The organism is Caldimonas tepidiphila, from assembly GCF_003569765.1.
Lineage (GTDB): Bacteria > Pseudomonadota > Gammaproteobacteria > Burkholderiales > Burkholderiaceae_C > Caldimonas > Caldimonas tepidiphila.
The window spans coordinates 14,652-25,973 of sequence record NZ_QXMG01000020.1 but is presented as its reverse complement, the minus strand read 5'-3'; the positions used below and the strand labels follow the sequence as shown (position 1 = coordinate 25,973).

The window sequence follows — 11,322 nt, the reverse complement described above, 5'->3', positions numbered from 1 at the left end:
GGCGGGCACTGCCGCGCTGCGGCCCCGGGCGCGGCGGCCGGGCGTCCTTGCGGCTCAGTCGAGCTGCGCCGCGAGCACCAGCGCGCGCAGCAGCGCGGCATTGACCTCGGGCATCGGCAGCATCAGCGGGCCGGCGAGCTCGGCGATCACCGGGCCGGCGTCCTGCTCGAGCGCGCACGCGAGGTCGAGATAGGGCTGGAAGGGGCCGCTGCCGTGCACCAGCGCCTGCTGCACCCGCTCGGGCACCGGCAGCGTGCCGAGCAGGTCGGAGAAGGAACGCTGGAACATGCGGTCGAGCAGCGAGAACACGCCGCAGATGAACAGCTCGCTGCGCAGTTCCTCGTCGGCCGACTGCGACGCCAGCAGCTGCTCCATCAGCAGGCCGCGGCGCACCGAGGCGTACATCAGCGGGCGCATGTTGGCGTCGCGGCTCGCGGTGGCCAGCAGCAGCGCCAGCCAGCGCTTGAGCCGCTTGTAGCCGAGCAGCATGATCGCGTGGCCGAAGGAGCTGATCTCCACCGACAGCCCGAAGGCCGGCGAGTTGATGTAGCGCATCAGCTGGAAGGCCAGGCTCGGGTCGCGCTTGAGCACCGCCTCGAGCTTGTCGACGTCCTCGCCCGCATCGACCCGGCGCATCAGCTCCGTGAGCGCCTGCAGGTCCGGCTGCGCCGGGCGCTGGCCCTCGGCCGACAGCACCTCCTCGATCGGCCAGCCCATCGTCGCGACCGCGCCGCGCCGGAAGCTGTCCTCCATCTCGGCCACCGTGTGCACGCCGCTCTGGATGAAGCCCAGGCTGCGCGTGCCGCCCGAGGCCGCCTCCAGCGGCTCGTCGATGCGGCGGTCGTGCGCCAGCTCGATCACCGAGTACCTGAAGCAGCCGAGCAGGCCGGGCGGCAGCGCCGCCTGCGGCAGGCCGTGCAGCAGCAGCGGCACGCCGCGCGCGTACAGCAGCCGGATGCGTTCCGTGTAGGCCGGATCGCAGGCCATGAAGGACGGCAGCTCCACCATCACCGACGCCGGCAGCCGCGCCTCGAGCACCGCCGCCAGCAGCGCCTCGTTGAGGATGTTGAGCGACACGGGCAGCCCGCCCGCGGGCCACACCTCCTCCACCATCTGCAGCAGCAGCTCGGGCGCGGGTGCATGGCCGTGGCGCAGCACCGACACGGTCAGCCGCGTCGCCGTCACCGCACGCTGGCGGTCCACCACCGGCGCGTGGCTCAGCGCGATCAGGCCGAGCAGGTCGAGATTCATCGGAACGGTGTCCTTCTGGGCAAGGGGGGGAACGGGATTCGAGCTCAGGCGATGTACTGGAACAGCGACAGCCGGCTCACCTGCGCATAGCTCTTGAGCACCGTCTCGTAGCTGTTCTGCTTCTGCTGGACGTCGGAGATGCCGCGCAGCAGGTCGAGATCCTCGGCCTCGGAGCGCTCGACCTGCGCCTGCAGCCGCGTGCCGTCGAGCCGCTCCTCGACGCCGTCGATGCGCCGCAGCGTATCGCCCACCACGCTGCGCACCGACAGCAGCCGGCCGAGCACGGCGTCGACGTCGCGCAGTCCGGCGCTCACCGTCTGCGTGGCGTGACCGGCGCCGGGCTTGCGCAGGCCCTCGATGGCACGGTCGAGCGCGTCGAACACGCTCAGCTCGGGACGGCTCGGGCGCAGCTCGAAGCGGTCTCCGGCGGCGGGCGCGCCGCCGATCGTGACCGCCATGCCGCCGGCGGCGATCGACTGGCCGGCGACGAAGTTGCCTTCCACCGGCTCGCCGGCGCTGCCGTCGGCCGCGAAGCGCTGGATCTCGTAGCGCTGCGCGGAGGTGAAGCGGATCTCGTAGCGATCGAAGCCGCTGTCGAGCGGCCCGGCCACCTGGCCGTTGTCGATCCAGGCCGTGCCCGCGCCCGCCACCGCGCGCGTCTCGAAGGCGCCGTTGCCGCTCGGCGCGCTCATCCAGGCGTCGTAGCCGTCGACCGCGCCGGGCAGGCCTTCGCCCGGCAACAGCGTCGCGCCGGGCAGCTGCGCCCCGCGGCCGGCGACGCCGGTGAACTCGACGCGCGGCGGCTGCGCGTCGTTGTTCTGGCGGAAGGGCGCGCCCTGCAGGCCCTGGCCGGCGAACAGGGGCTGGCCGAAGCCGTCCTGCCGGTTCGCGACCGACAGCAGCTGCTCGCGCAGCTGCTGCATGTGCGCGGCGATGTCGCGGCGGTCGGCGTCGTTGTAGGCCGCATTGCCGGCCCGCACCAGCGCCTCGCGCGCCGACTGCAGCAGCGCGGTGGCGTCGCCGAGCGCGTTGTCGGTCTGCGCCATGGCGTTGCGGCTCGCCTCGACGGCGCGCATCGAGACCTCGGCGCGCTGCGCCGTGGCGGCGGCGCGCTCGGCGCGTGCCGCGGCGGCCGGATCGTCGCTGGCGCGCTGCACCCGCTTGCCGCTGGTCAGCCGCAGCTGGGCCTCGGCGAGCTCCTGCTGGCGCTTCTGCATGTGCCCGATCGAGAGCTCGCGGAGATGGGCGGTGGAAAGGCGCATGGTCAATAACTCCTGGATACGTCGCGGCGCGATCAGCGCGAGACGGTCTGCATCAGCGTGTCGAACACCGACTGCGCCACCTGCAGCACCTTGGCCGCGGCCTGGTAGGACTGCTGGTACTCGATCAGGCGCGCCGCCTCCTCGTCGAGGTTGACGGCCGCTCCGTTGCTGCGCGCCGCCTCGGCCTCCTGCGCCACGCGGCGCGAGGTCTCGGCCGCCGCGCGGCCGCCCTGCACCCGCACGCCGATGTCGCCGACCAGGCCCGCGTAGGCGTCGGTGAGGGTCTGGCCGCCCTGCGGCGTGCCGCCCTCCAGGCGCTGCCCGACCAGCGGCGCGTCGCGCAGCTGCAGCATCGCCAGCGCGTTGCCGTTGTAGGCGCCGACCGGGTGCGTGCGGTTGAGCTCGATGACGTCGCCCGGCCTCGGCACGCTGGCGAAACGCAGCTCGGTGCCGTAGCGAGAGACGAACTCGCCCGCGCTCACGCGCTGCGGCGGGCTGCCGGCGATGCTGAAGACGACCTCGCCACCGCCGACCTCGACCACCGTGAGCTGCAGCGGGAAGTCCGCCTGGCGGCCCTCCGGCATCGGGGCGCGCTGCACCACCGAGACCGCCGGCGGCAGGCTGCCGTCGGCGCGCGGCGGCTGCGTCGCGGTGAGCGGCGGCGCCGCGGCGATGCGCTGCGGATCGTCCATCACGCGCTGCATGTCGCGCCCCACCTGCCGCAGCGGCTGCAGCAGGAAGCGGTCGCCGCCGGCGGCTGCGCCCTCGACACGGATGCGCAGGCCGTCGACCGCGACGCCCTCGGCGAGCTGCTCGGCGCTGAAGCCGAAGCTCGCCTGCGGCGCGCCCAGGCGCGTCAGGCGGAAACCCTCGCCGTCGCGCATCAGCTCGTAGTCGCTCGCCTGCAGCAGCGCGCCGTCGCGGATCTCGAGCGTCACCGCCGCCGCGCCCTGGTTGTGGGGGTTCGGCAGCACGCGCGGCGCGCCGGTCGCGAGCATCGGGCCGCCCTGCGCGCCCGTCAGGTCCAGGCCCAGCGCCTGCTGGTCGTTGAGCGCGCGGCTCACCGTCTCGCCCAGCCGGCCGAGCTGGTTCTGCGCGTCGGGCAGGTCCTGGCTCTGGAAGCGCAGCAGCCCGGCGATCGAGCCGCCGGCCACCGAGCCCTCCGCGATCGGGCGGTCGGTGCCGCCCTCGCGCACGCCCAGGCGCAGCACGTTTGGATCGTAGGCGTCGGGCAGCGCGCGCAGCTCCAGCGCCTGGTTGCCGAGCACGAGGCGCTGGCCGCCGCCGATGAACAGGCCCACGGTGCCGTCCTCGGCCGGGATCTGCGTGACCTGGACGAAGCCGCTGAGCTCCTTGATGGCCTGGTCGCGCTGGTCGAGCAGGTCGTTGGGCGGATGGCCCAGGCCCTGCACGCGGGAGATCTGTTCGTTCAGGCCCGCGACGCGCTGCGCCAGCACGTTGGCCGACTGCACCGAGACGCGCAGCTCCTGCGTCACGCCGGCCTGCAGGCTGTCGAGTTCGCCCGCGGCCGAGCGCATGCGCAGTGCGAAGTCCTCGACGCGGCCAAGCACCACCTGGCGCGCGGACAGGTCGGCCGGCCGGCTCGCGACGTCGGTGAAGGCGTTGAGCACCTGGGACGCGGCATGGCCCAGCCCCGCCTCGCCGAGGCCGAAGGCCTGCTCCAGGCGCTGCAGCTGCGCCAGCCGCGTGCCGTCGGCCGCCGCCATCGCATGCGTGGCGGCAGCCTCGCGCGACAGGAAGGCGCTGTGCGCACGCGTGATGCCGGCGATCTCGACGCCGCGGCCGAAGAAGCCGGCACCCGTGAAGTTCCCGCCCGCCGTCTGCAGCTGCACCGACTGGCGCGAATAGCCGGGCGTGCCGGCGTTGGCGATGTTGGAGGAGGTGACGGTGAGCTGCGCCTGCGCGGTGTACATCGCGCGCGCGCCGATATTGATCAGTCCGGGCATGGCAATGTCCTTCTCATGCGGTGGGGCTGGAGCGCTGCAGCCGCAGCGTGGTGTCGATCACGCGCGCCAGCTTGTCGGCGTAGGCCGGGTCGGTCGCATAGCCCGCCTTCTGCAGGCCGCGGGTGAAGCCCTCCACCGAGGTGCCCTCGCGCATCACCTGCGCATAGCGCTGGTTGCCCTTGAGCAGGCGCGCGTAGTCGCGGTAGGCGTCCTCGTAGGAGTCGTAGGCGCGGAACTTCTGCACCATGCGCCGCGGCTGGCCGCCGATGTACTCGGTCGTCGTCACCTCGGCCACCCGGCCGCTCCAGGAGCTGCCGGCCTTGATGCCGAAGACGTTGTGGGAGGTGGAGCCGTCGGCATTGCGGATCTCGCGCCGCCCCCAGCCGGACTCGTGCGCCGCCTGGGCGAGCACGAACTGCGCCGGGATGCCGGTCTCCTGCTCGGCGACCTTCGCGGCGCTCCAGTGCTGGCGCAGGAAGTCGCCCTGCGCGCCGGGCGCGCGCGGCGCCGCGATGTCGCGCGGCAGCTCGCGAAAGCGCGGCGGCAGCGCCGCCGTCGTCTGCTGCGGGGCCGCCTCGCCGAGGTTGCGCGACAGCTGCCGGGCGATCAGGTCCGCGAGCCCGCCCGGGCGGCCGCTGAGCTGGCTGGCCCACTGCGTGTCGAGCATCTCACTGCCCAGGTCCGATCCTGCGTTGTCGAGCATGCCGGACTTTATCGACGCCGCCCGCATGCTCTTGAGCACTTCCTGCATGAAAACGGTTTCGAATTGTTTCGCCGCCTGATGCACCGCGGCCTTCGGGTCGCGGCCCGCGGCATGGCGCAGCCCGTCGAGCGAGCGGCTGTCGGCGGCGAGGCCGGCGCTCGGCGGCGCCAGCGGCAGCGTCAGGGAGGACGACGAAGGCAGGATCGTGCTCATGTCAGATCACCTCGAGTTCGGCGTTGAGCGCGCCGGCGGCCTTGATCGCCTGCAGGATCGCGAGCAGGTCCTGCGGCGTGGCGCCGAGCGAGTTGAGCGCCTTGACGACGTCGGTGAGCTTGGCGCCGGCGGCGAGCTGCACCAGCGCTCCGCCCTCCTGGCGCAGCTGGATGTCGGCCTTCTCGCCGACCACGGTCTGGCCCTGCGACAGCGGCGCCGGCTGGCTGACCACCGGCGTGGAGCTGATCGTCACCGACAGGTTGCCGTGGGCGACGGCGCAGGCGCCGAGCGTGACGGCCTGGTTCATCACCACCGAGCCGGTGCGCGCGTTGACCACCACGCGCGCCGCCGGCGGCGCGAGCTCGACGCGCAGGTTCTCGATGTCGGCGAGGAAGCCGACGCGGTCCTCGGCCGGCATGCGCACACGCACCACGCGGCCGTCGAGCGCCTCGGCAGCGCCGGCGCCCTTGGCGGCGTTGATCGCACGCGCCACCTGGCGCGCGGTGTGGTAGTCGGCCGAGGCGAGGTCGAGCTGCAGGAACTCGCCCTGCCCGAAGGCGGTCGGCACCGCGCGCTCCACCGTCGCGCCGGCCGGCACGCGTCCGGCGCTGAGGTGGTTGATCTGCACCTTGCTGCCGCCGGCGGACGCGCCCGCGCCGCCCACCACCAGGTTGCCCTGCGCGAGCGCGTAGATCTGCCCGTCGGCGCCGCGCAGCGGCGTGGCCACGAGCGTGCCGCCGCGCAGCGACTTGGCGTTGCCCATCGAGGCGACCGTCACGTCGATGGTCTGCCCCGGCTGCGCGAAGGGCGGCAGCTGCGCCGTCACCGTCACCGCGGCGACGTTGCGCAGCTGCATGTTGGTGCCCGGCGGCACCGACACGCCCATCTGCTGCAGCATCGCCTGCAGGCTCTGCGCGGTGAAGGGCGCCTGCGTGGTCTGGTCGCCGGTGCCGTCGAGGCCGACGACGAGGCCGTAGCCGACGAGCTGGTTGCTGCGCACGCCCTGGACGCTCGCGATCTCCTTGATGCGGGCGGCGTCGGCCGGCGGCGTGCCGGCGAGCGCCGCGGCGGCGAGGCCGAGGGCGAGGACGAGGTGCGGCAGGCGGGGAAGTTGGCGGAACATGGGATTCGGGCGCCGGGGGGCGCGGGATGATGGGTTGCCGCGCTACAGCGGCAGGACGTTCAGGAAGAAGCGCGCGAGCCAGCCGATGCTCTGCGCCTCGTCCTGCGCGCCCTTGCCGCGGAAGGCGATGCGCACGTCGGCGATCTGCGCCGAGACGACCGAGTTGCCGGGACGGATCGCGCGCGGGTCGACCCGGCCGGAGAAGCGCATCACCTCGACGTTGCGGTTGACGCCGATCTGCTTCTCGCCGGCGATCACGAGGTGACCGTTGGCGAGCACCTCGGTCACGGTGGCGGTGATGGTGCCGCTGAAGTCGTTGCTGCTCTCGGTGTTGCCCTTGCCCTTGAAGGTGTTGGACGAGGAGCCGGAGACGCCGGCGCGGCCGAAGGAGTTCGGCGCGAGGCCGGGCAGCGCGGTGATGCTGCCGTCGACCTTGCCGCCGCGGTCGATGGACGTCGCGGAGCGCTGGCTCGCGTTGACGCGCTCGGAGATCTGCACCGTGAGGGTGTCGCCGACCAGGCGCGCGCGGTGGTCCTCGAACAGCGGCCGGTACTGCCCGGCCTGGAAGATCGCGCCGTTGGCGGCCGGCGCCGCGGGCAGTGGCTGCGGCAGCGCGGTGGTCGGCTCGGCGACCTCGACCTTGGGCGCGCTCGCCATGCAGCCGGCCAGCAGCAGCGCCGCAGCGGCAGACGCCGCGGCCGCGACGAGGCGCGTCACAGCTGGCCCAGACGCTGCAGCATCTGGTCCGAGGTCTGGATCGCCTTGGAGTTGAGCTCGTAGGCGCGCTGGGTCTGGATCATCGACACCAGCTCCTCGACCACGTTGACGTTGGAGGTCTCGAGGAAGCCCTGCTTGAGCGCGCCGAGCCCGTCCTGCCCCGGCGCGCCGGAGGCGGCCGTCTCGGCATAGAGGTTCTGGCCCAGCGGCTCGAGGCCGGCCGGGTTGACGAAGCTCGCCAGCTCGATCTGGCCGATCGGCTGCGGCTGCTCGCCGCCCGGGCCCGCGCGCGTGACCTCGACGCGGCCGTCGGCGTGGATCGTCACCGAGCGCGCGTCGGGCGGCACCTGCACGCCACCGGCCACCGGCAGGCCGTTGTTGGTGACGAGCTGGCCCTGCGCGTCGAGCTTGAAGCTGCCGTCGCGCGTGTAGCCGATCGTGCCGTCGGGCATCTGCACCTGGAAGAAGCCGCCGCCGGTGATCGCGACGTCGAGGTGGTTGCCGGTCTGCTGCAGGCCGCCCTGCGAGAAGTCGCGCGCCGTGGCCACCGTGCGCACGCCCAGGCCCAGCTGCAGCCCGGTGGGCAGCTGCGCCTGCTCGGCGGCGTTAGCGCCGACCTGGCGCATGTTCTGGTACATCAGGTCCTCGAACATCGCCTGCCCGCGCTTGAAGCCGGTCGTCGACACGTTCGAGAGGTTGTTCGACACCACGTCCAGCTTGGTCTGCTGGGCTTCCATGCCGGTCTTGGCAATCCACAGGGATCGGATCATCTAGCGCCTCGCTTGATCGTTGGTTCGTCAGGGTTGCGACGACAGCAGCTTCGTCGCCGCGTTCTCGTTGTTCTGCGCGGTCTGCAGCATCTTCATCTGCGCCTCGAACTGGCGCGCGGCGGAGATCATCGCCACCATCGTCTCGACCGGGTTCACGTTGGAGCCCTCGAGCGCGCCGTCCTGCAGCCGCGCGGCCGGGTCCGCCGGCAGCGGCTCGCCGCCCGCGTCGCGGAACAGCCCGTCCTCGCCGCGCGCGAGCTTGGCCTCGGGCGTCACGAGCTTGAGCCGCCCCTGCGGCGCCGGCGGCCCGTTGCCGACCGCGGCGTTGATCGTGCCGTCCTCGCCGATCTGCACCCGCGCGCCGGCCGGCAGCTGGATCGGGCCGCCGTCGCCGAGCACGACCAGGCCGCCGGTGGTCTGCAGCGTGCCGTCGGCCGCGACCTGCAGCGACCCGGCGCGGGTGTAGGCCTCGGTGCCGTCGAGCCCCTGCACCGCGAGCCAGGCCTGGCCGCGCATCGCCACGTCCAGGTTGCGCCCGGTGTGCTGCAGCACGCCCGGCGTGTCGTCGTGGCCGGTGGTGGTCTCGAGCGTGAACACCCGGGTGCTCGCGCCGCTGCCCTGCACCGGCACGGCGCGCAGCGCCTGCAACTCGGCGCGGAAGCCCGTGGTCGAGGCGTTGGCCAGGTTGTTGGCGAGCGTGTCCTGCCGCTGCATCGTCGCCTTCGCGCCGCTCATCGACAGGTAGATCATGCGGTCCATCGTCGGCCCCTCGCTGCTTCAGCGCCGCTCAGCGCAGGTTGACGATCGTCTGCATGACCTGGTCCTGCGTCTTGATCGTCTGCGCGTTGGCCTGGTAGTTGCGCTGCGCGGTGATCATGTTGACCAGCTCGCCGGTGAGGTCGATGTTCGACTCCTCGAGCGCGCCGGCGCGCAGCAGGCCCATGTTGCCCGAGCCGGGGGCTCCGACGCTCGCGTCGCCCGACGCGAAGGTGGCGGCCCAGACGTTGCCGCCGACCGGCTGCAGGCCCTGCAGGTTGCGGAAGTTCGCGAGCTCGATCTGGCCGGCCGCCTTGGACTGGCCGTTGGAGAAGCGGGCGGTGATGATGCCGGTGTCGTCGATGGTCACGCCGATGAGCTGCCCGGGCGCGAAGCCGTTCTGCGCCAGGTTGGTGACGCCGAAGGGGGTGCCGAACTGCGTCGCGGCAGACATGTCGAGCTGGATGCCCGCGATCGCGAGCGTGCCGCGCGCCTCGTCGGCCGGCACGCCGATCGTGATGCGGCCGTCGGTCGACACCACCCCGCCGGGATAGGAGACGATGCGCGCGCCCTGGCCGTCGGCGCTCGGCGCGCCGTTGACCGGATTGGCGCCCGAGGACGGGAAGTGGACGGTGGCGATGCGCGAGGGCACCTCCGCGCCGTCGACCGTCTCGGTCAGCAGCGGCTTGCCGTTGGCGGTGGCGTAGACGTCCCAGGTGTCGGCGCCGGTCTTCTGGTAGTAGTAGGTGAGCGCGATGTCCTGGCCCTTCTCGTCGTAGACGGTCTGGGAGGTGGCGTTGTTGTAGGTCAGCGGGTTCTCGAACTCGATGTTGCTGGCGGGCCGCGAGAGCACCGCGGCGCGCGAATCGACGTTGAACTCCATCTTGATGCTGCTCGTCTGCTGCGGCCGCACCCCTGCGGTCGGCAGCTGCAGCGGCTTGGCCATGCCCGGCACGATGTTGCCGTTGACGTCGGCCACGTAGCCGAGCAGCACCTGCTGCTGGTTGTTGACGAGGAAGCCGTTGCGGTCAACCTTGAACTGTCCGTTGCGGCCGTACAGCGGCGGGCCGTCGAGCGTGGGTGCCGCGTCGGCGGCGGCGTTGGGCACGCGCCGCACGTTGGCTACCTGGAAGAAGCCGGTGCCGTTGATCGCGACGTCGAGCGGGTTCTCGGTGGTGATGACGTTGCCCTGCGTGAACTGCTGCGCCACCGAGGCCAGCGTCACGCCGATGCCGACCTTGTTGACGCCGGTGCCGCTCATCGCGTGCGAGTACAGGTCGCCGAACTCGGCGCGCGTGGCCTTGGCGCCGACCGTGTTGGCGTTGGCAATGTTGTTGCCGATCACATCGAGGGTCTTGCTCGACGCGTTCAGACCCGACAGGCCTTGCTGGAAGCTCATGGGACGTTCTCTGGTTCAGGGAGGGGGAAGCGCTCGCGCCGGGCTCAGGCCACGCTGCGGGCCTTGCTGTAGGGGATGGTGCTGCCGCTGACGAGGTCGAGCTCGATGCCGTGGGCCCCGGGGCTGATGGCGCCGACCGTCTCGCGGGTGTAGGGGACGAAGCCGACCGCGGCCTGGCCCTGGGCGGCCGTGACGCGGTAGTTCACCGTCGAGCCGGCCAGCGCGGCGCTGCCGCTCTGCCACGCGAAGTGGTGGCGCCCCGCGTCGAGCGGCCCGAGCTCGAAGCTGTCGAGCACCTGACCGCCGCTGCCGAGCAGCTCGACCGTCACGCGGCTGGCGGGGCCGGCGAGCTCGATCGCGGCGCGCCCGCTGCCCCCGGCGTCCAGGTGCATGCGGCTGCCCTCGACCAGCACGTCGCGGCCGATCAGCGCGGCGCTGCCGAGCGCCTGGGTCTGCGTCAGCTGCGACAGCATCGCCTGCACGCTGCCGTTGAGGCGCTCGATGCCGGTGACGGTGTTGATCTGCGCCATCTGGCTCGTCACCTGCGCGTTGTCGAGCGGGTTGAGCGGATCCTGGTTCTTCATCTGCGCCACCAGCATCTTCAGGAAGCGGTCCTGCCCGTTCGGGTCGTTGCTGGCGGCGCCGGCGGCCGGGGTGGCACCGGTGGAGGCGGCGGAAGCGCCGGCGACGTTGAGCGAGGAGAGGTTCATGAGGGACTCCTTCGGCGCCGCGTCACTGGCCGAGCTGCAGCGTCTTCAGCAGCAGCCCCTTGGCGGTGTTCATCACCTCGACGTTGTTCTGGTAGGAGCGCGAGGCCGAGATCATGTTGACCATCTCCTCGACCGTGTTGACGTTGCTGTAGGTGACGTAGCCCTGCTCGTCGGCCTGCGGGTGCTTGGGATCGTGCACGCGGCGGCCCGGCGTTTGGTCCTCGGTGATCTGCGTGACCTTCACGCCGGCAGCCGCCCCCATCTCGTCCAGCAGCGCGGTCTGGAACACCACCTGGCGCGCCTTGTAGGCCTGGCCGTCCGGGCCGGCGACGGTGTCGGCGTTGGCGAGGTTGCTCGCCACCGTGTTGAGCCGCTGCGACTGCGAGCTCACCGCGCTGCCCGAGATTTGGAAGATGTTGAACATCGACATGGCGCAAGCCTGTAGGTTTGG

The 11,322-nt window shown here is 72.3% G+C and carries 11 protein-coding genes; all 11 read right to left on the bottom strand.

What is annotated here, in order from left to right:
* Positions 1-54 precede the first annotated feature (54 nt).
* From D3A59_RS14120 to flgC, 11 genes are read right to left on the bottom strand one after another with little or no spacing between them, the layout of a single operon-like run.
* Complete coding sequence (locus D3A59_RS14120; protein WP_119155586.1) at positions 55-1,251, bottom strand: EAL and HDOD domain-containing protein; 1,197 nt, start codon at positions 1,249-1,251, stop codon at positions 55-57.
* A 44-nt stretch (positions 1,252-1,295) separates the two neighbouring features.
* Positions 1,296-2,513, bottom strand: a complete 1,218-nt coding sequence (gene flgL / locus D3A59_RS14115) for a flagellar hook-associated protein FlgL (protein WP_119155585.1) — start codon at positions 2,511-2,513, stop codon at positions 1,296-1,298.
* Between the two features lie 32 nt (positions 2,514-2,545).
* Positions 2,546-4,480 (bottom strand): flagellar hook-associated protein FlgK, encoded by a 1,935-nt coding sequence (gene flgK / locus D3A59_RS14110; protein WP_119155584.1) that lies wholly within the window; start codon positions 4,478-4,480, stop codon positions 2,546-2,548.
* Positions 4,481-4,493: 13 nt separating this feature from the next.
* Positions 4,494-5,396: a flagellar assembly peptidoglycan hydrolase FlgJ gene (gene flgJ / locus D3A59_RS14105; RefSeq protein WP_119155583.1), complete on the bottom strand. Its 903-nt coding sequence runs from the start codon at positions 5,394-5,396 to the stop codon at positions 4,494-4,496.
* Position 5,397: 1 nt separating this feature from the next.
* The gene (locus tag D3A59_RS14100) at positions 5,398-6,519 is read right to left on the bottom strand and encodes a flagellar basal body P-ring protein FlgI (RefSeq protein ID WP_119155582.1); all 1,122 of its coding nucleotides are present in this window, start codon (positions 6,517-6,519) and stop codon (positions 5,398-5,400) included.
* 42 nt (positions 6,520-6,561) lie between these two features.
* Positions 6,562-7,236, bottom strand: coding sequence for a flagellar basal body L-ring protein FlgH (locus D3A59_RS14095; protein ID WP_240636059.1), 675 nt, complete (start codon positions 7,234-7,236; stop codon positions 6,562-6,564).
* Positions 7,233-8,006: a flagellar basal-body rod protein FlgG gene (gene flgG / locus D3A59_RS14090; RefSeq protein ID WP_119155581.1), complete on the bottom strand. Its 774-nt coding sequence runs from the start codon at positions 8,004-8,006 to the stop codon at positions 7,233-7,235. Before flgG ends, D3A59_RS14095 begins: the two co-directional genes overlap by 4 nt.
* Before the next feature lie 27 nt (positions 8,007-8,033).
* Complete coding sequence (flgF, locus tag D3A59_RS14085; protein ID WP_119155580.1) at positions 8,034-8,765, bottom strand: flagellar basal-body rod protein FlgF; 732 nt, start codon at positions 8,763-8,765, stop codon at positions 8,034-8,036.
* Positions 8,766-8,793: 28 nt separating this feature from the next.
* Positions 8,794-10,161 (bottom strand): flagellar hook protein FlgE, encoded by a 1,368-nt coding sequence (flgE, locus tag D3A59_RS14080; RefSeq protein ID WP_119155579.1) that lies wholly within the window; start codon positions 10,159-10,161, stop codon positions 8,794-8,796.
* Positions 10,162-10,205: 44 nt separating this feature from the next.
* Complete coding sequence (locus tag D3A59_RS14075) at positions 10,206-10,871, bottom strand: flagellar hook assembly protein FlgD (RefSeq protein WP_119155578.1); 666 nt, start codon at positions 10,869-10,871, stop codon at positions 10,206-10,208.
* A 22-nt stretch (positions 10,872-10,893) separates the two neighbouring features.
* Positions 10,894-11,301, bottom strand: a complete 408-nt coding sequence (flgC, locus tag D3A59_RS14070; RefSeq protein WP_119155577.1) for a flagellar basal body rod protein FlgC — start codon at positions 11,299-11,301, stop codon at positions 10,894-10,896.
* Between the last annotated feature and the right edge of the window lie 21 nt (positions 11,302-11,322).

Coding starts and splice junctions, on each gene's coding strand:
- D3A59_RS14120 (WP_119155586.1), bottom strand. CDS start 1,251: ATGAATCTCGACCTGCTCGGCCTGATCGCGCTGAGCCACGCGCCGGTG.
- flgL (WP_119155585.1), bottom strand. CDS start 2,513: ATGCGCCTTTCCACCGCCCATCTCCGCGAGCTCTCGATCGGGCACATG.
- flgK (WP_119155584.1), bottom strand. CDS start 4,480: ATGCCCGGACTGATCAATATCGGCGCGCGCGCGATGTACACCGCGCAG.
- flgJ (WP_119155583.1), bottom strand. CDS start 5,396: ATGAGCACGATCCTGCCTTCGTCGTCCTCCCTGACGCTGCCGCTGGCG.
- D3A59_RS14100 (WP_119155582.1), bottom strand. CDS start 6,519: ATGTTCCGCCAACTTCCCCGCCTGCCGCACCTCGTCCTCGCCCTCGGC.
- flgG (WP_119155581.1), bottom strand. CDS start 8,006: ATGATCCGATCCCTGTGGATTGCCAAGACCGGCATGGAAGCCCAGCAG.
- flgF (WP_119155580.1), bottom strand. CDS start 8,765: ATGGACCGCATGATCTACCTGTCGATGAGCGGCGCGAAGGCGACGATG.
- flgE (WP_119155579.1), bottom strand. CDS start 10,161: ATGAGCTTCCAGCAAGGCCTGTCGGGTCTGAACGCGTCGAGCAAGACC.
- D3A59_RS14075 (WP_119155578.1), bottom strand. CDS start 10,871: ATGAACCTCTCCTCGCTCAACGTCGCCGGCGCTTCCGCCGCCTCCACC.
- flgC (WP_119155577.1), bottom strand. CDS start 11,301: ATGTCGATGTTCAACATCTTCCAAATCTCGGGCAGCGCGGTGAGCTCG.